The sequence below is a fragment of the Sphingomonas sp. J344 genome (assembly GCF_024700005.1).
Taxonomy (GTDB): domain Bacteria; phylum Pseudomonadota; class Alphaproteobacteria; order Sphingomonadales; family Sphingomonadaceae; genus Sphingomonas.
Map to the genome: position 1 here is coordinate 651,486 of NZ_JAJONB010000001.1, position 21,625 is coordinate 673,110.

19 protein-coding genes and 1 pseudogene are annotated in these 21,625 nt (G+C 65.7%); 13 read left to right on the forward strand and 7 right to left on the reverse strand.

The features are described from left to right. Positions 1-114 precede the first annotated feature (114 nt). Positions 115-2,778 carry a ribonuclease E/G gene (locus LRS12_RS03245; protein ID WP_257843297.1) on the reverse strand — a complete coding sequence of 888 codons (2,664 nt, stop codon included), beginning with the start codon at positions 2,776-2,778 and terminating at the stop codon, positions 115-117. Positions 2,779-3,394: 616 nt separating this feature from the next. Between LRS12_RS03245 and LRS12_RS03250 the strand changes: the two genes are divergently transcribed. The 4 genes from LRS12_RS03250 to LRS12_RS03265 all read left to right on the forward strand — a co-directional run bounded on the left by LRS12_RS03250 (position 3,395) and on the right by LRS12_RS03265 (position 9,205). Further along, positions 3,395-4,501 (forward strand): N-acetylmuramoyl-L-alanine amidase, encoded by a 1,107-nt coding sequence (locus tag LRS12_RS03250; RefSeq protein WP_374580219.1) that lies wholly within the window; start codon positions 3,395-3,397, stop codon positions 4,499-4,501. A 198-nt stretch (positions 4,502-4,699) separates the two neighbouring features. Beyond that, positions 4,700-7,204, forward strand: a complete 2,505-nt coding sequence (locus tag LRS12_RS03255) for a penicillin-binding protein 1A (protein ID WP_257843299.1) — start codon at positions 4,700-4,702, stop codon at positions 7,202-7,204. Positions 7,205-7,319: 115 nt separating this feature from the next. Continuing rightward, positions 7,320-8,447 (forward strand): peptide chain release factor 2, encoded by a 1,128-nt coding sequence (prfB, locus tag LRS12_RS03260; RefSeq protein ID WP_257843300.1) that lies wholly within the window; start codon positions 7,320-7,322, stop codon positions 8,445-8,447. A gap of 41 nt (positions 8,448-8,488) precedes the next feature. After that, entirely contained in the window at positions 8,489-9,205 is a 717-nt protein-coding gene (locus tag LRS12_RS03265) for a class I SAM-dependent methyltransferase (protein WP_374581235.1), read from the forward strand. Positions 9,206-9,208: 3 nt separating this feature from the next. On the opposite strand, the gene LRS12_RS03270 is transcribed toward LRS12_RS03265, so the two are convergent. Next, entirely contained in the window at positions 9,209-9,610 is a 402-nt protein-coding gene (locus tag LRS12_RS03270) for a JAB domain-containing protein (RefSeq protein WP_257843302.1), read from the reverse strand. Positions 9,611-9,733: 123 nt separating this feature from the next. On the opposite strand from LRS12_RS03270, the gene LRS12_RS03275 reads away from it, so the two are divergent. The 8 genes and pseudogenes from LRS12_RS03275 (at position 9,734) to LRS12_RS03310 (ending at position 17,814) form a co-directional block, all read left to right on the forward strand. Further along, positions 9,734-10,528, forward strand: a complete 795-nt coding sequence (locus tag LRS12_RS03275; RefSeq protein WP_257843303.1) for a thymidylate synthase — start codon at positions 9,734-9,736, stop codon at positions 10,526-10,528. Next, positions 10,525-10,998 (forward strand): dihydrofolate reductase, encoded by a 474-nt coding sequence (locus LRS12_RS03280; protein WP_257843304.1) that lies wholly within the window; start codon positions 10,525-10,527, stop codon positions 10,996-10,998. Before LRS12_RS03275 ends, LRS12_RS03280 begins: the two co-directional genes overlap by 4 nt. Before the next feature lie 115 nt (positions 10,999-11,113). Further along, positions 11,114-12,283, forward strand: a complete 1,170-nt coding sequence (locus tag LRS12_RS03285) for a dipeptidase (RefSeq protein ID WP_257843305.1) — start codon at positions 11,114-11,116, stop codon at positions 12,281-12,283. A gap of 27 nt (positions 12,284-12,310) precedes the next feature. Then, entirely contained in the window at positions 12,311-12,547 is a 237-nt protein-coding gene (locus LRS12_RS03290; protein ID WP_257843306.1) for a hypothetical protein, read from the forward strand. Positions 12,548-12,754: 207 nt separating this feature from the next. Beyond that, entirely contained in the window at positions 12,755-13,684 is a 930-nt protein-coding gene (locus LRS12_RS03295; protein ID WP_257843307.1) for a bifunctional riboflavin kinase/FAD synthetase, read from the forward strand. Positions 13,685-13,837: 153 nt separating this feature from the next. Continuing rightward, on the forward strand, positions 13,838-16,825 hold the full coding sequence (locus tag LRS12_RS03300) for an isoleucine--tRNA ligase (protein ID WP_257843308.1): 2,988 nt from the start codon (positions 13,838-13,840) through the stop codon (positions 16,823-16,825). 5 nt (positions 16,826-16,830) lie between these two features. Further along, positions 16,831-17,363, forward strand: a pseudogene (lspA, locus tag LRS12_RS03305) (signal peptidase II). Beyond that, positions 17,356-17,814, forward strand: a complete 459-nt coding sequence (locus tag LRS12_RS03310; protein WP_257843309.1) for a DUF3035 domain-containing protein — start codon at positions 17,356-17,358, stop codon at positions 17,812-17,814. The pseudogene lspA and the gene LRS12_RS03310 overlap by 8 nt, the downstream one beginning before the upstream one ends. A gap of 106 nt (positions 17,815-17,920) precedes the next feature. Here LRS12_RS03310 and LRS12_RS03315 read toward each other — a convergent pair whose 3' ends face one another. The 4 genes from LRS12_RS03315 to LRS12_RS03330 form a co-directional block, all read right to left on the reverse strand. Beyond that, positions 17,921-18,649 carry a TorF family putative porin gene (locus LRS12_RS03315; protein ID WP_257843310.1) on the reverse strand — a complete coding sequence of 243 codons (729 nt, stop codon included), beginning with the start codon at positions 18,647-18,649 and terminating at the stop codon, positions 17,921-17,923. Positions 18,650-18,860: 211 nt separating this feature from the next. Further along, on the reverse strand, positions 18,861-19,319 hold the full coding sequence (locus LRS12_RS03320) for a RidA family protein (RefSeq protein WP_257843311.1): 459 nt from the start codon (positions 19,317-19,319) through the stop codon (positions 18,861-18,863). Then, positions 19,316-19,963: an HAD family hydrolase gene (locus tag LRS12_RS03325; protein WP_257843312.1), complete on the reverse strand. Its 648-nt coding sequence runs from the start codon at positions 19,961-19,963 to the stop codon at positions 19,316-19,318. The genes LRS12_RS03320 and LRS12_RS03325 overlap by 4 nt, the downstream gene beginning before the upstream one ends. Continuing rightward, complete coding sequence (locus LRS12_RS03330; protein WP_257843313.1) at positions 19,960-20,232, reverse strand: DUF3572 domain-containing protein; 273 nt, start codon at positions 20,230-20,232, stop codon at positions 19,960-19,962. Before LRS12_RS03330 ends, LRS12_RS03325 begins: the two co-directional genes overlap by 4 nt. A gap of 54 nt (positions 20,233-20,286) precedes the next feature. Between LRS12_RS03330 and LRS12_RS03335 the strand changes: the two genes are divergently transcribed. Further along, positions 20,287-20,649 (forward strand): response regulator, encoded by a 363-nt coding sequence (locus LRS12_RS03335; protein WP_257843314.1) that lies wholly within the window; start codon positions 20,287-20,289, stop codon positions 20,647-20,649. Between the two features lie 124 nt (positions 20,650-20,773). Here LRS12_RS03335 and LRS12_RS03340 read toward each other — a convergent pair whose 3' ends face one another. Further along, positions 20,774-21,613 carry a hypothetical protein gene (locus LRS12_RS03340; RefSeq protein ID WP_257843315.1) on the reverse strand — a complete coding sequence of 280 codons (840 nt, stop codon included), beginning with the start codon at positions 21,611-21,613 and terminating at the stop codon, positions 20,774-20,776. Between the last annotated feature and the right edge of the window lie 12 nt (positions 21,614-21,625).

The window sequence follows — 21,625 nt, forward strand, 5'->3', positions numbered from 1 at the left end:
CGGCGTGACCGGACGCATCGGCGATGCGGTGGCCGGGGCGGCATGAACCGGCGATGAAAGAGGGGGATGGAAAAGGGGCGGGAGCGTCCAGCGCCCCCGCCCCTGTATTCGCGATCAGGCCCCGAAGGTACGCTGCCACCAGCCACCGCGGCGCGGCGCGCTGCCGTCCTCGCCGCCTTCGCCGACACCGGCCTCGGCAGGCTCGCCTTCGGCTGCGGCCGGAACGGTCTCCACATCATCGGCTGCGGGCACAAGATCCTGCACTACGGCGGCAGGGGCTTCGTCGGCCTTTTTCCGACGGCTGCGCTTGGGCTTGGCCGGTGCCTCTTCGACGACCGGAGCCTCCACGACCTCGGCGACCGCCACCTCGGCGGGGGCGGCGTCGGCGACCGAAGCCTCTTCGCCCTTCTTGCGGCGGCTGCGCTTCGGCTTGGCAGGAGCCTCCTCGGCGACCGAAAGCTCGACCGGAGCTTCAACAGCAACGGCCTCGACGGTCTCGGCAGCCTCGCTCACCGGCGCGGCATCGGCCTTTTTGCGGCGACTGCGCTTGGGCTTGGCCGGCGCTTCTTCGGCAACCGGTTCGGCCTCGGGCTGCGCATCGACGACCGCATCGGCCTCGACATCGGCTTCGTCACGAGCCTCGCCGACGCCGTCCTCGCCACCGCCATTGCCGCGACGTCCGCCACGGCGCCCGCGGCGACGGCGCTTGCGGCCTTCGCCCGCCTCGTCGGCAGTCGAAACTTCGGCAGCAGGCGCATCCTCGCCCTCGCCAGCTTCGTCCGCGCCCTCTGCGTCGGAATCCCGCTCGCTCTCGGCATCCTGCGGGCCGTCGCCATCCTCGCGGCGTCCGCGACGACCACGGCGGCGGCGACGGCGCTTGCGTCCATCGCCCTCGGACTCGCCTCGGTCGCGACGTTCACGCGGGGCGCGCGCCTCGACCTCCTCTTCCTCCTCTTCTTCCTCTTCGTCGATTTCCTCGACGAAATCGTCCTCGATCTCCTGGATCGCGGCCGCGAACTTCGGCGCGTGCGCAGGCGGCGGCCCGCTCGCCTCGACCGACATGCGCGCGCCTTCCAGTTCGCCGTCCGACAGGATTTCGACGCGGACGCCGTAGCGATCCTCGATCTCGGCGATGTCGGCGCGCTTGTTGTTGAGGACGTAGAAGGCCGCTTCCTGGCTGCAGCGCAGCGTGATGTGCGACCCGCGACCGCGCGCGGCCTCATCCTCGATCAGGCGCAGCGCGGACAGGCCCGCCGACGATGCGGTGCGGACCAGGCCGGTGCCCTCGCAATGCGGGCACTGGCGCGTGCTGGCTTCGAGCACGCCGGTGCGCAGCCGCTGGCGGCTCATCTCCATCAGACCGAACGCCGAGATGCGACCGACCTGGATGCGGGCGCGGTCGTTCTTGAGCGCCTCCTTCATCGCCTTCTCGACCTTCCGGACGTTGGACGAATGGTCCATGTCGATAAAGTCGATCACGACGAGACCGGCCATGTCGCGCAACCGCAGCTGGCGCGCGATTTCCTGCGCGGCTTCGAGGTTGGTGGCCGTTGCGGTCTGCTCGATCGAATGTTCGCGGGTCGAGCGGCCCGAGTTGATGTCGATCGACACCAAAGCCTCGGTCGGGTTGATGACGAGGTAGCCGCCGGACTTCAGCTGCACCACCGGGTGGTACATCGCGGACAATTGCTCCTCGACCCCGGCGCGCTGGAACAAGGGCACGGCGTCGCTGTAATGCTTCACCTTCTTGGCGTGGCTCGGCATCAGGAGCTTCATGAAGTCCTTGGCCTGGCGATAGCCGTCATCGCCCTCGACGATCACCTCGTCGATGTCCTTGTTATAGATATCGCGGATCGCGCGCTTCATCAGATCGCTGTCGCCATAGACCAGAGCGGGCGCGGAGGATTGCAGCGTCTTTTCGCGGATCTCGTCCCACAGCCGGGCGAGATAGTCGAAGTCGCGCTTGATCTCGGTCTTGGTGCGCTGAAGCCCCGCAGTGCGGACGATGCAGCCCATCGAGGGCGGCAGCTTGAGGTCCGCCATGATCGTCTTCAGGCGCTTGCGATCGGCGGCCGAACTGATCTTGCGGCTGATCCCGCCGCCATGCGCGGTGTTGGGCATCAGCACGCAGTAGCGGCCCGCGAGCGACAGATAGGTGGTCAGCGCCGCACCCTTGTTGCCGCGCTCTTCCTTGACGACCTGAACCAGCAGCACCTGGCGCCGACGGATCACGTCCTGAATCTTGTACCGGCGGCGCAGGTTCATGCGGCGCTGGCGCAGCGCCTCGACCTGATCGTCGCTGCCCTTGCGTCCACGGCGGCGGCGACCGCCACCCTTGCCCTCTTCGCCCTCGCCTTCGGACTCGCCGGCTTCGGCACCATCCTCATCCTCGTCGGACGGGCGCTCGATCACCTCAAAGTCGCCGTCCTCGTCCTCATGGTCGTGATCGTCGCCGTCATCAGCCTCGCGGAGGGCAGCCTCCTCGGCGGCGTGCTCGGCCTCTTCGCGCAGCAGCGCGTCGCGGTCTTCCTTGGGGATCTGGTAGTAATCGGGGTGGATTTCGCTGAACGCCAGGAAGCCATGACGATTGCCGCCATATTCGACGAACGCCGCCTGAAGCGACGGTTCGACGCGGGTCACCTTGGCAAGATAGATATTCCCCTTGAGCTGCTTTCGCTCGGCACTCTCGAAATCAAACTCCTCGATTCGATTTCCTTTGACGACAGCCACGCGGGTTTCCTCCCGGTGGCGTGCGTCGATCAGCATACGCATGGTCATTATTTGGTCTCCGGGCGCGCCAGGCGGGTGTCAGCCGCGGCGCGCGAACAAGATTGCGCCCCGTCAAAATGGGGGCGCAGGGGTTTGGTGATGCCTCTGCTGCATTGGCACGGCCGGACCCGTGGGTGCCCGCCTCCGCCGCCTCGCGCGCGACCGCCTGAGCAGTGCGATGCGGGATGGACGGAAATTGCCTCATGCAGCGTCAACCTGAATTACCGGGCCAAGTGGGGCCGGCGATGGATACCGAATTGACCCAAATTGGGTTTCGGTCGCCGGGATGCCTAGCATCGGCGGACCTGCGCGGCAACAATTTGCGTGCCAGCCATCATCAAGGCGCACACGCGGCAATTGATTGCCGCCTGTCGGCAAAAAGATGCCGAATCCGGAATTAACCGCACCGCTTCACCGTGCCGGAAGGACCACCCGATTATCCAGCACGGGTCAGGGAGACTTATTTTTGTGAGTACCAATGCATGCTTTTGGGCTGGACCCCCCCAGCCCGGCGCGGCATATCGCCCGGGTGTCTTTATTTCTTGCCCTCCTCGCCGGCTTTCTAAACGGCGCGCCGAGTTGGGCCGGAACAATTCGTGCCATCGACATGCAGTCGAACCGGATCGTGATCCGATTCGACGAGCGCGTCGCAGGTGCCAGTAGCTTCGTCCTTGCGGGTCCGAACCGGATCGCGCTCGACCTGATGGGTGCGCGTCCCGGTGCCGCGCCCGACCAGCCACGCGGTCCCGTTGCAGCGGTGCGCCAGGCGGTGCAGGGCGACGGCGCGCGCATCGTATTCGACCTTGCCCGCCCGGCAATCGTGACCGAGGGCAAGTTCGGTGCCGATGGTTCGACACTGACGCTGGAGCTGCGCACGGTGGACGAGGCACGCTTCGCCCGCGCCGCCGCAGAAGGCCGACTGAGCTTCCTGCCGCCGTTCAGTTTCGCGCGCGCTTCGAGCCGTCACAGCTATAGCGTATCGGTGCCGGTGCCGCCGAAGCCGATGCCCTTTGCGATGCCGAGAATCTATGGCGCGGACGACGATCGCCCGCTGGTGGTGATCGACCCGGGTCATGGCGGCCATGATCCAGGCGCGATCTCCGCCGACGGCATCCAGGAGAAGGAACTTGCGCTCAAGATCGCCAAGGCGATCCGCGACGAACTGGTCGCTTCGGGCCGGGTGCGCGTCGCGCTGACGCGGGAGGATGACCGCTATCTGCTCCACCGCGACCGGTTCGAGATCGCGCGCACGCTGGGCGCAGCGTTGTTCATCTCGGTCCATTGCGACGCCGCGCTGCATCCCGGGGCGAGCGGGGCAACGGTCTATACCCTGTCCGAAGTGGCATCCGACAAGGAAGCCGCACGGCTGGCGGCGCGCGAGAACAAGTCCGACATCCTCGCCGGCATCGACCTGGCGGGGACGAATCGCGACGTGTCGTCGATCCTGATCGACCTGACCCAGCGCGAGACGATGAACGCATCGGCCAAGTTCGCGCGGCTGCTGGGGCGGGAGGCACAGGGGCTGATCCCGGTCAAGGAGAACCCGCATCGCATGGCGTCGCTGCTGGTGCTCAAGGCGCCGGACATGCCATCGATCCTGTTCGAGGCTGGCTATATCTCCAACGCCAATGACGTCGCGTTGCTCAAGACCGAGGATGGACGGCGGCGCGTGGCGCAGAGCGTCGACCGCGCTGTAGCGATCCATTTCGCCACGCGGATGGCGGCGCGCTAGTTGCTGTCGGCTGTGCCGAGCGGCACCGGCGCGCTCCCCCACCCGGCCACCCACAAGGTATCATCGATGGGTGGCCGGGTGGGAGAGCGCGCCCGTGCCGCGACCGGTTCGGATTGCCCGACCGAATCAGAACTCCCCCCTCACCCCATCGCATCCCCCGCTGGCAAGGCGGCGATATCCTGCTAAACCCCGCGCGCAATGGCGGACCAGACCCAACCCAATTTCACGCTCAAATTCACGCGCGAGGATGTCGGCGATCGCTTTGCCCGGATTCGCCGCACCTGGTGGTTCAAGGTACTGGCCTGGCTGGCCCTGCTCGCCGGGATCGCGACAATTGCGCTCTGGGCGCTGTTCCTGCGCGACCTGCCCTCGGTCGACAAGCTGCGGACCTATGAGCCGCCGCTACCCACCAATATCCGCGCGGGTGACGGCACGCCGCTGCGCAGCTATGCCCGCGACCGCCGGGTCGAACTGTCGTTCGAGGAATATCCCAAGCTAATGGTCGGCGCGTTCCTGTCGGCGGAGGACAAGACGTTTTTCCGGCACAGCGGCGTTGATTATCCCGGGCTTGTTCGCGCCGCGTGGCAGGGATTGACCAGTGGCGAGACGCCGCGCGGCACCTCCACGATCACGCAACAGGTGGCAAAGAATCTGCTGCTGACCAATGAGGTGAGCTATGTTCGCAAGGCGCGCGAGGCGATCCTGGCGTTCCGCATCGAGAGCTCGCTGTCCAAGGAGCAGATCCTTGAACTTTACCTCAACCAGATTGCGCTGGGGCGGAATGCGTTCGGGGTCGAGGCGGCGGCCAATGCCTATTTCGACAAGAGCGTCCGCGAGCTGACCGTCCCCCAATTCGCCTATCTGGCGATCCTCCCCAAGGGGCCGAGCAACTATATGCCCGAACGCCATGAGGCGCGCGCGATCGAGCGGCGCAACTGGGTGCTCGGGCAGATGCTCGAAAACGACTATATCGATCAGGCGCAGCATGACGCCGCAGTCGCCGCGCCGCTGGGTGCCGTCCCGCGCAAGACACCGAAGACCGACCCGCTCGGCGGCTATTTCATCGAGGAAGTGCGCCGTCAGTTGATCGACCGATTCGGCGAGAATGAGGAGTCGGGACCGTACAGCGTCTATTCGGGCGGGCTTTGGGTGCGCACCTCGTTCGATCCCGAGCTGCAAAAAGCGGCGCAAAAGGCGCTGCGCGACGGACTGATCCGCTATGATCGCGGGCGCGGCTGGTCCGGGCCGATGCGTGAGCAGGACATCAGCGGCGACAATTGGCGCAGCGCGCTGCTCAATACCAACATCGACCTCGATTATGAGGATTGGCGCGCGGCGATCGTCATTTCCAAGAGCGCCGGCAGCGCCCAGATCGGATTTGGCGATGGCGCGACCGGCATACTCCCGCGCGGCGGGGCACAGATGCCGGTACGTGGCAAGGGCGGCACTGCTTTCGCCGCGTTGAAGCCCGGCGACGTGATCGCGGTGGCGCCGGAAGGCGGGGTGTTCGGCCTGCGTTCGGTTCCCAAGATTTCGGGCGGCATGGTGGTCGAGGATCCGCGCACCGGCCGCATCCTGGCAATGCAGGGCGGGTTCGACGCGACGGTGCAGGCGTTCAACCGCGCGACCCAGGCCCAGCGCCAGCCAGGATCGACGATCAAGCCGATCGTCTATGCGGCCGCGCTGGAAAACGGGATGACTCCGGCGTCGATCATCGTCGATGGCCCGTTTTGCGTGTGGCAGGGCGCGGCGCTGGGCGAGAAATGCTTCCGCAACTTCGGCAACACGCGCGGTGCGGGACCGCGCACGATGCGCTGGGGCATCGAGCAGTCGCGCAACCTGATGACCGTGCAGGCGGCGAACCAGACCGGCATGGACAAGGTCGTCGACCTGATGCAGCGGATGGGCGTCAGCCAGCAGAAATATCCGCCGTACCTGTCCTATGCGCTGGGCGCGGGCGAGACGACGGTGATGCGGATGGTCAACGCCTATTCGATCCTGGTCAATCACGGCCGCGCACTCAACCCGACGCTGATCGACTTCGTCCAGAACCGGCAGGGCAAGGTAGTGTGGCCGGAGAACTGGCGGCCCTGCGATCGGTGCAACATGCCCGATTGGGACGGCAAGCCGATGCCGCGCCCGATCAATCGCGCGCGCCAGGTGCTCGACGCGATGAGCGCCTACCAGATGGTCCATATTACCGAGGGCGTGATCCAGCGCGGCACCGCCACGGTGCTGCGCGACCTCGGCCGACCGATCATGGGCAAGACGGGCACCTCGTCCGGCCCGCGCGACGTGTGGTTCATCGGCGGCACGCCACAGATGATCGCCGGCCTCTATATGGGCTATGACACGCCGACCAATCTGGGCGGCTATGCGCAGGGCGGGACCATCGCCGCACCGATCTACAAGGCATTCGCGCAAAAGGCGCTGGAGAAGGAGGACGTTCTTCCCTTTACCGCGCCCGCCGGGGTCCGCATGGTCCGCATCGACCGCACCACCGGCAAGCGCGTGTTCGGGGCCTGGCCCGGGACCGACCCCAAGGGCGCAGTGATCTGGGAAGCGTTCAAGCCCGAGAGCGAACCGCGTCGTCGCACCCGCGGCGAGGAGGAAGCGCCCAAGGCCGAGGTGAAGAAGAAAGCGGTGCGCCAGGAAGGGCCGCGCGACAGCGACTTCTTGCAACGCGAGGGCGGAATCTACTAGCGGCACTATATCGTCGCCCCAGCGAAAGCTGGGGCCTCCAGCCTCACGCCGCGCGCTTGCGGCTTGAGACCCCAGCTTTCGCTGGGGTGACGGTTTAACTTGAAAGGTTTTTACGATGCGCGCCGAAGCGCAGGCACATGCCGACAAGATCAACGCCGCGCTCGCCTTACTGCGCCGCTTCATCGACTGGGACAAAGCGTTGCGGCGGCTCGACGAGTTGAACGCGCGCGTCGAGGATCCGACCCTGTGGGACAAGCCCAAGGAGGCGCAGGACGTGATGCGCGAGCGCCGTCGCCTCGACGAGTCGATCACCGCGACCCGCGCGATCGAGCGCGAACTCATTGAAACCAGCGAACTGATCGAAATGGCCGAGGCGGAGGGCGACGAAGAGATGGCGGTGGAGGGCACGCAGGCGCTCGCCGCGCTCTCCGCGCGCGCCGAGGAGGACAAGGTCAAGGCGCTGCTGTCGGGCGAGGCCGACGCCAACGACACCTATCTCGAAGTCCATTCGGGCGCGGGCGGGACCGAAAGCCAGGACTGGGCCGAGATGCTCCAACGCATGTACACGCGCTGGGCCGAGCGCCATGGGTTCAAGGTCGAGCTGATGGACTATCACGCCGGCGAACAGGCGGGGATCAAGTCGGCCACGCTGCTGATCAAGGGCGAGAACGCCTATGGCTATGCCAAGACCGAAAGCGGCGTGCATCGCCTGGTCCGCATCTCGCCCTATGACAGCTCGGCGCGACGGCACACCAGCTTCTCGTCGGTATGGGTCTATCCGGTGATCGACGATTCGATCGACATCGAGATCAACGAGAGCGACCTGAAGATCGATACCTATCGCGCGTCGGGCGCGGGCGGGCAGCACGTCAACACCACCGATTCGGCGGTGCGCATCACGCACGTGCCATCGGGCATCATTGTCGCCAGCCAGCAGGACCGGTCGCAGCACAAGAACCGCGCGACCGCGATGGGCATGCTGAAGGCGCGTCTGTACGAGGCCGAATTGGCCAAGCGCGAAGCAGCCGCGCTGGGCGAATATACCGCCAAGACCGAAATTGGGTGGGGCCACCAGATCCGCAGCTACGTCCTCCAGCCCTATCAGCTGGTGAAGGACCTGCGCACCGGGGTCACGTCCACCGCACCGTCGGATGTGCTCGACGGGGCACTCGACCCGTTCATGGCTGCTGCGCTATCACAGCGCGTGACCGGCGAAACGGTCGAGGTGGAGGACGTCGATTGAGACTGGCCGGCGCTGCGTTGATCCTGATCCCGGCGCTGCTGATCGCCGGGTGTGACGAGACGCGCCCGCGCCCCCAGCCCGAGCCGAGGGAAGACCTCAGCTTTCCCGCCGCCGACCGGCCGGTTGCACCGATCGTGTCGTCGCGCTGGTCGACCGAAGAGGCGCGCGACCGGCTGAACGAGGCCGATACGGTGATGAACCTTGCCGAAATTCGCCCCGGCACGACCGTTGCCGATATCGGCGCAGGCGAAGGCTATTACACCGTCCGCCTCGCCGCGCGCGTCGGGGCCAAGGGCCGGGTGCTGGCGCAGGACATCGTCCCCGAAGTCCGCGATGCGCTGGCGCAACGCGTGGCGCGCGACCGGCTCGACAATGTCAGCGTGCGGCTGGGCGAGCCCAACGATCCCAAACTGCCCGAAAACAGTTTTGACCGTGTATTCATGGTGCACATGTATCATGAGATCGAGGAACCCTATGAGTTCCTGTGGCGGATGCGGCCTTCGCTGCGCCCGGACGGGCTGGTCGTGGTGGTCGATGCCGACCGCGCAACGGAGAATCACGGGACGCCTCCCGCGTTGCTGAAATGCGAATTCGCCGCAGTCGGCTATCGCCAGGTGTCGATCCGCGACATGCCGTCTGCGGGGGGCTATATCGCGATGTTCAAGGCCGAAGGGCCGCGCCCCGAGCCGTCCGCGATCAAGCCCTGTCCCAACCGCCCCAGCGGGAAGGCGAGCGGCACGCCGATGGGCGACGAGTAAGCGCTAGAGCCACCCTGCCGCGCGGAAGCTCCACGTTGCGCCGTCGCGTCCGACCACGACATGATCAACCAGCCGGGTGTCCACTGCCGCGAGCGCGCGGGCGAGGCGGGCGGTGACATCGCGGTCAGCGCGGCTGGGCCAGGCTTCGCCCGCCGGATGGTTGTGCGCCATCACCACGCGGGCGGCATCGAGCAGCACCGCGTCAGCCACGATTCGTCGCAGCGGCAGATCGACCGAGTCGGCGCATCGCGATTCGATCCGGCGCGTGCCGATGACATTGCCGTGCGAATCGCAGAAGGCGAAGGCGGCGACCTCGCGCGGCTCGCCCGCAATATCCGCCGCGAGCCGGCTGGCCAGCGCGTCGGGGGGAGCTTCCGGGGAGAATGCGGACCACGCGCCGGCCATGGTGGCAGGGTTGCGCGGTGGCGCTGGCGGGTCGAGCGCAACCGGGTCCGACTTGGAGGGACTTCACACCAAAATGGTGCGACCACGCTTGGCGGCTTCGGAGCGCTCCGCTAGGCTCCGGCCATGCGGCAATATCTCGACCTGATGGAACGCGCGCTGCGCGACGGCGCGGTGCAGGATGACCGGACCGGCGTGGGGACGCGCAGCGTATTCGGCCACCAGATGCGCTTCGACCTGTCCGAGGGGTTTCCTCTGCTGACCACCAAGAAGCTGCACATCCGGTCGATCTTCATCGAATTGCTGTGGTTCCTGCGCGGCGACACCAATGTGAAGTGGTTGCAGGACCGCCGCGTCAGCATCTGGGACGAATGGGCGGACGAGAATGGCGATCTCGGCCCGGTCTATGGCAAGCAGTGGCGCGACTGGGAGGCGCCCGATGGCCGCCATATCGACCAGATCAAGGAGCTGATCGAGACGCTGAAGACCAGCCCCGCCTCACGCCGCATGATCGTTTCGGCGTGGAATCCGGGCGAATTGCACGCGATGGCACTGGCGCCGTGCCACTGCCTGTTCCAGTGCCATGTCGCCAACGGCAAGCTGTCGCTCCAGCTCTATCAGCGCAGCGCCGACATCTTTCTGGGCGTGCCGTTCAATATCGCGAGCTATGCGCTGCTGACCCATATGCTGGCGCAGCAATGCGATCTGGAGGTCGGCGAATTCATCTGGACCGGGGGCGATTGCCACCTCTATTCCAACCATGTCGAACAGGCGGAACTGCAGCTGTCGCGCGCGCCGGGGCCGCTCCCCCGCCTCGAGATCCTGCGCCGTCCGCCGTCGATCGACGCCTATGAATTCGAGGATTTTGCGCTGCACGATTATGTCGCGCAGCCGCACATCAAGGGGGCGGTGGCGGTTTGATCACCTTTCATCTGGCGCGGGCCGATAATGGGGTGATCGGGGTCGATGGCGCGCTGCCCTGGCGGCTGCCCGCCGACCTGAAGCGGTTCAAGGCGCAGACCATGGGCAAGCCGATGGTGATGGGGCGCAAGACGTTCGAGGGGTTTCCGAGCCCCCTGCCCGGCCGCCGCCACATCGTACTGACCCGCGATCTCGCCTGGCGGGCCGAGGGGGCGGAGGTGGTGCATTCGGTCGCCGAAGCGCTGGAAGTTGCGGGTGACGGCGATGTCGCGGTGATCGGCGGGGCGGAGATTTTCGCGCTATTTCTGCATCTTGCCGGGCGGATCGAGCTGACCGAGGTGCATGCGTCGCCCGAAGGGGATGCGGTGGTGCCGGCGTTCGGAGCGGAGTGGCGTGAAGTCGCGCGGGAGGATCACCCGGCCGAGGGCGAGCGGCCGGCGTATAGCTTCGTCACCCTCGAACGCCTCTAGTCCGTCACCCCGGCCTTGTGCCGGGGTCCACGGTGTCGCAAAACCCGAACGGATCGGATGCGCGGCACGGTGGATGCCGGAACAAGTCCGGCATGACGACTGGGGGGATGGGGCGATGCGGAAATGGATTTGGGGTCTGGTTGCCCTGATCGCGGTGGCGTTGTTCGCCTTTTTCGCTTTTGCCCCCGGATATGTCGAACAAGGGATGAATCAAGTCGTCGCGACCAAGTTGCCGGTCGTGTCCGATTCCACCCGTCAATTACACGCACGTCTGCAGATCGCGGATCTGCATGAGGACACTCTGCTGTGGAAACGCGACGTACTGGAGCGCGCGGATCGCGGTCATGTCGACCTGCCCCGGCTGATCGAGGGCAACGTCGCGCTGCAGGTCTTCTCGTCGGTGACCAAGACGCCGAAGGGGCAGAATTACGACGCGAACAGCGCGGAGACCGACAATATCACGCTGCTGACGGTCGCGCAGTTGCAGCCGGTGCGCACCTGGACCTCGCTTCTCGAACGCTCGCTATTCCATGCGCAAAAGCTGGAGCGAGCGGCGGCGCGGTCGGAGGGGCGGTTGCACGTGATCCGGTCGCCCGGCGAACTCGATGCGCTGCTGGCCGCGCGTGCGGCGGGGCAGAAGGCGGTCGGCGGGCTGCTGTCGATCGAGGGGCTACAGAATATGGAGGGCAAGATCGAGAATATCGACCGGCTCTACACCGCCGGCTTCCGCATGGCTGGCCTCGTCCATTTCTTCGACAATGAGCTGGCCGGGTCGATGCACGGCGAGAAGAAGGGCGGGCTGACCCCGCTCGGTCGCCAGACGATTGCGCGGATGGAGCAACTTGGCATGATCGTAGACATCGCCCATGCCAGCCACGCCAGCGTCGCCGAAATCCTGAAGATCGCGAAACGCCCGGTTGTCTCGAGCCACGGCGGGGTGCAGGCGGTGTGCAAGGTCAACCGCAACTTGAGCGACGCCGAGATTCGCGGCGTGGCGAAGACCGGCGGGGTGGTCGGCATCGGTTACTGGGATGCGGCGATTTGCGGGACCGAGCCGGAAAAGGTCGCGGCGGCGATCGCGCATGTCCGCGATCTGGTGGGGATCGATCATGTCGGGCTGGGGTCGGATTTCGACGGCGCGGTGACAACCGGATTCGATACGGCACAGCTGGTCTATGTGACCCAGGCGCTGGTCGATCGCGGGTTTACGCCGGAGGAGATCGGCAAGGTGATGGGCGGCAATGTGCTGCGGGTGCTGCGCGCGGGGATGGCGCCGGGAAAGTGATCGGTCACGGGCATTAGAGGAGGCGAGATGGACAAGGATATGGCCCGAATCTTGGCCAATGGCGGAACCGCTGCCTCGCGCGAGCTGGTCCGGCTATATGATATTTTGAAGCATCATCTGCCGGAAGATTCCGATCTTCGAAACGGCGTAGCGAGCGCGCTTGCTGAGATCGGATTGCGCGTTACGCAGCCAGCGTTCGATGCCTGGCCGGAGTTGCGGGAAGAGTTTGAGCTTCGGCTCGACAAATATGGCGTAGCTACCTGAGCGGCAGTCCCGGTCATCGGTGACGACGCCTTAGCGGCATTAAACAATCCTCCCCGGAACGGGGAGGTGGCAGCGCGCAGCGCTGACGGAGGGGGCCCGAGGCAAGGGTTTCCGTTGCCTCGGGCCCCTCCACCATACTTCGCATGGTCCCCCTCCCCGTTCCGGGGAGGATTTGCACGTCTCTTCTCAAGCTCTATAGCCGCGCCGATGGAGCGGCTGGACGGAGCGGCTTCGGTCCCCGGGCATCTGCGCGGCGGGATCGTGGCGCTGGGGAATTTCGATGGCTTTCACCGCGGCCACCAGGCGGTGGTGGGCCGTGCGGTGGCGCGTGCGCGCGATGAAGGGCGTCCGGTCATCGTCGCGACGTTCGACCCGCATCCGGTGCGGCATTTCCGGCCCGACACCCCGCCCTTTCGCCTGACGACGCTGGACCAGCGTGCGCGATTGTTTGCGCAGGCTGGGGCGGACGCGATGCTGGTGTTCCAGTTCGACGGTTCGCTCGCCTCGCTGTCCGCGCACGAATTCGCGCAGCAGCGGCTGGTCGAGCTGATCGGCGCGGGCGGGGTCGTGACCGGCGCGGACTTCACCTTCGGCAAGGGACGCGACGGCAATGTCGCGGTGCTGGCCGAGCTCGGCGCGGAGCTGGGGTTCAGCGTCGATACCGTCCTGCCGGTCGCGGCGGAGGGCGAAATCGTATCGTCCAGCCGCATCCGCGACGCGCTGCGCAAAGGGCGTCCGCGTGAGGCCGCGGCGTTGCTGACCCGGCCGTTCGCGATTCTGGGCGAGGTCGAGGGCGGCGCGAAGCTGGGCCGCGAACTGGGCTATCCGACCGCCAATATCCGGCTCGGCAGCTATCTGCGCCCGCGTTACGGGATTTATGCGGTGCGGGCGCGGCTGGGGGACGGGCGCGTGGTCGATGGCGTCGCCAATCTGGGCGTGCGGCCGACCTTCGACCCGCCGGTCGAGTGGCTCGAGCCCTATTTCTTCGATTTTTCGGGCGATCTTTATGGCCAGATGGTCGAGGTTCAGCTGGTCGACTTCCTGCGCGACGAGGCCAAATATGACGATATCGACGCGCTGAAAGCGCAGATCGCGCGCGATTGCGACGCGGCACGGGAAGCACTGCGAATTACCTGACTCCCCTCCCGCTTGCGGGAGGGGTCGGGGGGAGGGCATGTCCCCGCAACGGTTCGCTTGCAGTCGCGCGACAGGCCCTCCCTAGCCCCTCCCGCAAGCGGGAGGGGAACGCTCTTTCCGCCCCGCCCGCTTTCCTCTAATCGGCGCAGACCCATGACCGACACCAACGACACGCAGCGCGACTGGCGCGACACCGTCTTCCTGCCGAAGACCGACTTTCCGATGAAGGCGGGGCTTGCCGCCAAGGAGCCGGAGATCCTGGCGCGCTGGGCCAGGCTTGGCCTGTACGACCGGCTGCGCGAGCAGCGCGCGGGGCGTGAGCGCTTCATCCTGCATGATGGCCCGCCTTACGCGAATGGCGACATTCACATGGGCCATGCGATGAACAAGATCCTCAAGGACATCATCGTCCGCAGCCAGTCGTTGATGGGCAAGGACGCGCCCTATGTCCCCGGCTGGGATTGTCACGGCCTGCCGATCGAATGGAAGATCGAGGAAGCCTATCGCGCCAAGAAGCTGAACAAGGACGAGGTGCCGGCGGCGGAGTTCCGCGCCGAATGCCGCGCCTATGCCGAGAAATGGGTCGCGGTGCAGCGCGAACAGTTCGAGCGGCTGGGCGTGATGGGCGATTGGGACGATCCGTATCTGACCATGAAGTTCGACGCCGAGGCGACGATCGCGGGCGAATTGCTGAAGTTCGCGGAGTCTGGCCAGCTCTATCGCGGGGCCAAGCCGGTGATGTGGTCCCCTGTCGAAAAGACCGCGCTGGCCGAGGCCGAGGTCGAATATGAGGATGTGGTGTCGACCCAGATCGACGTCGCGTTCGAGATCGTCGATGCGCCGAACGCGCCGGAACTGGTCGGCGCGCATGCGGTGATCTGGACGACCACGCCGTGGACGATCCCGGTGAACCAGGCTTTGGCTTATGGGCCGGATGTTGAGTATCTGCGTTTCGCGATGTGGTGGGATGGAACCACCGGCACCAAGCCATCCGACGGCGGCACGTTCATCGTCGCCGAGCCTCTTTTGGAAGCGTTTCGCGACCGGCTAGAACGGCTCAATCTACAAGCGGACGGCTCCGGCCCGAAGCTAATGGAAGAGTATTTCGGTCGAGTACGAGGTTCACAACTCGCCGGTGCCACTGCCCGCCACCCGATGCATCATCTCGGCGGCTTCTTCGCCAAGCCGCGCCCGTTCCTGCCCGGCGACTTCGTCACCACCGACGCCGGCACCGGCCTGGTCCATATGGCGCCCGATCATGGCGAGGACGATTTCCTGCTGTGCAAGGCGCATGGCATCGACCCTGTCTTCGCGGTCGACGATGCGGGCATGTACCGCGCCGACTGGCTGTGGCTGGGCGGTCAGGGATCGGTGATCAACAAGAAGTTCGTCGCATCCGACGGGCCGATCTGCACCGACCTGCGCGCCGCCGGGGCGCTGCTCGCCGCGTCGGACGATTTCGCGCACAGCTATCCGCATAGCTGGCGGTCCAAGGCCAAGATCATCTTCCGCTGCACCCCGCAGTGGTTCATCCCGATGGATGGGAGCCGTTCGTCCGTCGCCCCAGCGAAAGCTGGGGCCTCAGGCGAGAGCGCGGGACAGGAGCCGCACGAGACCCCAGCTTTCGCTGGGGTGACGGGGAGAGATGTCGCCGCCGAGCTGCCCGGCTTTGCCGCCGACATCGGTTTCGGCCCTATCGTGAACCCGTCCAACGCGCCCACCCTGCGCGGTCTGGCGCTCGACGCGATCGAGCGCACCCGGTGGGTGCCGGAGAAGAGCCGCAACCGCATCCATGCGATGGTCGAGGGCCGCCCGGACTGGGTGATTTCGCGGCAGCGCGCCTGGGGCGTGCCGATCCCGCTCTATGTCCACCGCCAGAACGGCGACTATCTGCGCGACGACGCGGTCAATGTCCGCATCCTCGACGCATTCCGCGCGGGTGGCGCGGATGCTTGGTTTGGGGCGGATCATCAGGCGTTGCTGGGGCCGGATTACAACCTCGCCGATTATGAGGTGGTCAACGACATCCTCGACGTGTGGTTCGACAGCGGATCGACCCACAGCTTCGTGATCGAGCAGCGTTACGGCGAGGGCGTGCGCGCAAACCTGTATCTCGAAGGGTCGGACCAGCATCGCGGCTGGTTCCAGTCGTCGCTGCTGGAGAGCGCCGGGACGCGCGGGCGCGCGCCCTATGACGCGGTGCTGACGCACGGCTTCGCGCTCGATGGGCAGGGGCGCAAGATGTCCAAGAGCCTCGGCAATGTCGTCGATCCGCTCAAGATCATCGGCGAGAGCGGCGCGGACATCCTGCGCCTGTGGGTCGCGCAGACCGATTATTTCGAGGATGTGCGGATCGGCAAGGAGGTGCTGGCGGGCACGGGCGACGCGTATCGCAAGATCCGCAACACCTTCCGCTATCTGCTCGGAGCGCTCGATGGCTTCAGCGATGCTGAAAAGGTCGGGGTCGAGGCGATGCCCGAACTGGAGCTGTATGTGCTTCACAAGCTCGGCATGCTCGATGTCGAGCTGAAGGCGGCGGCGGAGGCGTATGAGTTCAACCGCTATGCCCGTGCGGTGTCGGACTTCATGAACGAGGACCTGTCGGCCTTCTTCTTCGATATCCGCAAGGATTGCCTCTACTGCGACGCGGCGGACAGCCCGAAGCGGCGGGCGTATCGCACCGTGCTCGACACGCTGTTCCACGCGCTGGTCCGCTATGCCGCGCCGATCCTGGCGTTCACCGCCGAGGAAGTGTGGCAGGCGCGCTATCCGTCCGAGGACGGCTCGGTCCATTTCCTTGAATGGCCCGAGCTCCCGGCGCTGCCCGGCGATGACGCGATCTCGACCGAGTGGGAGGATATCCGTCGCCAACGCGAGACGGTGACCGAGGCGATCGAGCCGCTGCGCCGCGAGAAGGTGATTCGATCGAGCCTCGAGGCCGAGGTGACGGTTCCGAACCTGCTGCGCCCCGCCGCCGAACTGGCCGAGGTGTTCATCGTCGCCGATGTGCATCACGGGTCGGACGAGGGCGTCGCGGTCAAGCGGACCGATCACAAGAAGTGTGGCCGGTGCTGGCGTCTGCTTCCGGAGGTTGAAGCCGATGGCGCGCTGTGCCACCGCTGCGACTCGGTAGTTTCCTGAAAGACATGGGGTCCATGAACCGCAACCGCACGATCGGCTTCGCCCTCGCCTTCCTGATCTTTGTCGCCGATCAGGCGATGAAGGCGTGGGTGGTCGAGGGGCTGGGCATCGACGCGCCGGGCAAGGCGATCGAGGTCGTTTCGTTCTTCGACCTGCGCTTCGTTGCCAATATCGGAGTGTCGCTGGGGCTGCTCGCCGCCGAAACCGACACGATGCGCTGGGCGCTGGTCGCGCTGACCGCCGCAATTGCGGGGGCGTGGGCTGGTGGATGGTCCGCGAGACCAATCGCCAAGACATGTTCGCGCTCAGCCTCGTGCTGGGCGGCGCGTTGGGCAACATCGTCGACCGGGTGCGGTTCGGCTATGTCGTCGACTATGCCGATCTGCACTTTGGCGAATGGCGCCCTTTTTTGGTCTTTAACGTCGCCGATGCTGCGATTACCATCGGCGTTCTGATCCTGCTCATCCGGGCGCTGTTCGTGCGAGAGAAACCCAAGGCCGATGACACCGGCGCCCCTGTGGAGAATGCCAATGCGTAAGTCCGTGCTTGTTGTCGCTGTATGCGGCGCGGCGACCCTGCTCGCCAGCTGCGGCAGCAGCCTGTTGGGCGACCGCAAGCGTCCCGACGAATTCGCCGTGGCGCGTCAGGCGCCTCTGGTGATCCCGCCCGACTTCGCGATGCGCCCGCCGCAGCCGGGTGCACCGCGTCCACAGGATGCCGGCGGTCCCGCGCAGCAGGCGCTCGAAGCGCTGTTCGGCGGCAGCGCGCCGCGCAGCGCGTCGGAACGCGCCGCTCTTGATGCGGCCGGTGCACGTACCGGTGCCGATGCCGGCATCCGCTCCGGCGTGGGCAGCCCCGACACCAGCGTGGTCGACAAGGGCAGCACGACCCGCGACATCGTCGCCGCGCCACAGGGCGATGGCCGCGACGCGCAGACCCAGGCTGGCGGCGCCCCGGCCCCTGCCCCGTCGCCTACGCCGCAAGACTAGGGGTTTGGAGCCCTTTCCCGCTTGCGGGAGTGGCAGGAACACCAAAGCAAAAAGGGCCGCGGAACCATCGTTCCGCGGCCCTTCGCTTTGGCTGGTGCCGGTCGGCTTAGAACGCCGCGCCGAGCGTGAACAGCACGGCCCCGTCCGCGCCAAACGTTTCCTTGAACGGAGCACGCTCATTGGTGTTCACATAGGAGACGCCGAAGGTCAGCGCCTTCCAGCTGGCTTCCGCGCCGATCGAATAGTCGAGCACCCGGCCGTCGCCGTCATAGCCGCCAAGGAAGCTGTCGCTCCACGCATGGCCCAGGCTGCCCTTCACCTTGAGAGGTGTTTCCGGAATGGCGATGGTGACGGTGGCCGAGGTGTAGAAGGAACCGGCATCGCCCAGCGAATCCTGCCCGTCGGGTGCCCAGGCCACGAAGCCCTTGATCGTCGCCGGACCGACGGTGCCGGTCAGCGAGAAATAGGGTTCGATGATCGAGCTGTCCGCCGTGCCGGGATAGAGATAGACGGTCGCGCCGATATCGGCGGTCAGGCCCGAGGCCACTTCCTTCGCAAAGCCGGCGAACACGTCGATTTCGGTGCCGTTGGCAAAGCCGATGCTCGACCCCCAGGTGCCGACATAGACGCCGCTCTCATGCGCGACGGTAAAGCCGCCCTGAATGGCTGCCTCTTCGTTCGACTGCGTGAAGCCGCGGAAGCGATAGTCGCTGACGACGGTCGCCGACCCGGTGATGGTGAAGGCGTCGGGTGCCTCGGTCTCGTCCTGCGCGAACGCGGGGGTGGCGGTGGCGGCGAGCAGCAGCGCGCCGGCGATGGACTTGGTGAAACGCATGGGATCCCTTTCGTCTTGGTGCGATTTCGGTCCCATCCTGCAATGGAAGGGCTGCCGCATGGCTCAGGACATATGTCCCGGCGCGGCTATTGCCTCCCACCGAGGGAAAGTTGCAGCATTTCGTTGCGCTGCACAATTCTATTTCGCGCCCCGAACGCAATTGCGTCGCCGCTGTTGCGGCGGCGCAACAGAATTGTAACAGCGGTGACCGTTACTTTACAGCAACAATCGCGTCGATCTCCACGGCAGCCCCACGCGGCAGCACCGCCACGCCGACTGCGGCGCGGGCATGGCGGCCGGCTTCGCCGAACAGCTTTTCCATCAGCTCCGACGCGCCATTGGCGACCTGGGGCTGCTGCGTGAAGCTGGGATCGGAGTTGACGAATACGCCGAGCTTCACGATCCGCTCGACCCGGTCGAACCCGCCCAGCGCCTTGCCGATCTGGGCAACAACCATCAGGCCGCAGCGCTCGGCGGCTTCCTGCCCATAGGCAAGGTCGCGGTCTTCGCCGAGGCGACCGGTCATCACGACGCCGTCCTTGAACGGCAACTGGCCGGAGACGTGCATCAGCCCGCCCGCAGTGACGGTGGGGACATAGGCCGCGACGGGCGCGGCGGCTTCGGGCAGTTCGAGGCCGAGTTCGGCGAGGCGGGCAAGGACGTCGGTCATGCTGGGTTCTCCTGAGAAAGGGATTGCGGGGCAGGCGTGCCATCGGCGAAGCGCGCGGAAATCCAGCGCTGCGCCTCACGCCAGTCGTCGATCCGCGCGTGTGCGTGCGGTGCAGCCGGAACATGCGGCGCGAGGCGGGGTTCGGACACCATGTGCAGGCGGAACACCTGTGGTGCGATGCGCGCGACCGATTCGTGGTGGGTAGCAAGATCGTCGACGAACACCGCGACGCTGGCACCATGTTCCTCGACCAGCCGCTTCACGGGCCGCCCCTTCCCGCCCTGATTGCATTCGACGCGGTGAACGATGCCGTGCGTGTCGAGCTGGGCGATGCGGTGTTCGCGGCAGTGATCGCGGAGATTTGTGAGGATGACGATGTCGGCCTGTTCGGCGAGCAGCGTCAGCGATTCACGCGCGTGCGGAACGAGCGTCTGGCGGTCCATTTGCGCGGGGAAAAAGCCGTCGAGATAGACCCACATCGCCTCGGGCGTCAGCGTGCTGCCGTCGCGCGGCTTCATCGCCTGTGCCCACTCATGGCTCGTCAGGTCGAACTCGATATCATGCGCCTCGTCGAGCCACACCCCGAAATGCCGCACCATGTGCAGCAGCACTTCATCGCAGTCGCAGATCAGGAGCGGCTTCATTGGGTCTCCAGCGCGTGGCGAGCGGCGACGAGCGCGGCAGGGGTTGTTCCGGTCGCGTCGGCGCAGGCGATCAGGTCGGGCTCATGCGCCTCGAGGAAGCCGAGCACGGCAGTGAGAACATCGGCGTCGCCGGCACGCGCGCGCAGGTCGTGCGGCGACAGGCCGGTCAGGTCGAGCAGCCGGCGCGCGCGCGCCGCATCGGACAGCGCCCAGGCCAAGGCACCCAGCGCCAGCGTCCCCGCCTGCTCATTTGTCACCGCGTCGCGCATCGCCTAGAGCTTCGCCCAATCGTTCGTTGGCCAATCGTTCGTCGAAGGGATCGCGTGGCAAAAAGGGTGCTGGTTGTCGAGGACAACGAACTCAATCTCAAACTTTTCTGCGACCTGCTGCGCGCGCACGGCTTCGAGACCTCGGCGGTCCGCGACGGGCGCGAAGCGGTGGCGACCGCGCGCGCCTTTTCGCCCGATCTGGTGATCACCGATATCCAGCTGCCGCATATTTCGGGCATCGAGATCATCGGGCGGATGCGCGGTGATCCGGTGCTGAAGTCGATTCCGGTGATGGCGGTGACCGCCTATGCCGGGCAAGAGGACGAGGCGCGGATCCGCGCGGCGGGGGCGAACGCCTATGTCACCAAGCCGATTTCGGTGATGCGGTTTGTGGAAGAGGTGCAGGCGCTGTTGTAGGGGGTGGGCTGGGGTGCGGTGGGTATTGGGTCGGGGAGTCTCTCTCCGTTGAGAGCCTCCTCAACTTAACCGCATCCGGCGATGGATGCCCAGTTTTGTCAACAGTGGCTAGAGACAACAGAGCCTAGAACTGTATCGCCCCGAATTTGATGTTATGAATTTTCGCAATATGTTTGCCTAATGCATCTGTTGCCGCTCGATAACGCCCGTTCTTTTTCAATTGATTGCACATCAGCTGATCGATATTCGGCAGTCCTGTCGAAAGTGTGACCGTACAGCGCTCAACGCGCCCAAAGTAGTTGACAAGCAAATCTGCGCTAAACGGGCCAATCGAACTTCTTTTTACTGTAAGCGCCCGGTCAATAGCATCGACGTCGAGCCATCCAGCCATGTTGCCCTGAGGGGTCAGTGGACGATTGGGCGGTGGGGCGATCGGGCGGCAATTGTCGAGCGCGGCGCGGGCGCCACTAAAGTCTGCCAAGGTGAATGTTTCCACGACCCTGCCTTGATAGGCATAATCGAACGAGCGGCTGGACCGGGACAGCCATTCCAGCAAATCATAGCCACCATAAAGCGTGATGACTGGGAACTCGAGATCTACGGGGAAGCCTTGAATGATCCTTTGGCCCTTCCGCTCCGTCGACACATTGTATCGGATACTTGGATTGCCGGAGGATCGGGGCTGCACCTTTATGCCAATTCCGCCGGAGCCGGCCCAAGCGGGCAGCGCATTGCTCGACCGTACGCTTATCATGAACGGAGCGCCGTTGGCGAATGGATGATCGCGGTACACCGAGACCCGAAGTGTCCCCGACGCACCATCTACTCCAAGGCACTTATATTCGTCGCTTCGCGCTTTCCATCCACCGCTTTGCGCCTGAGCCGACGGACTGACGAGCGGGCTCGTCATCAGAGCAGTCGAGAGTCCTGCAATGACAAGAAACCTTTCCATGGCGATACGCACCCCATTGGCCTA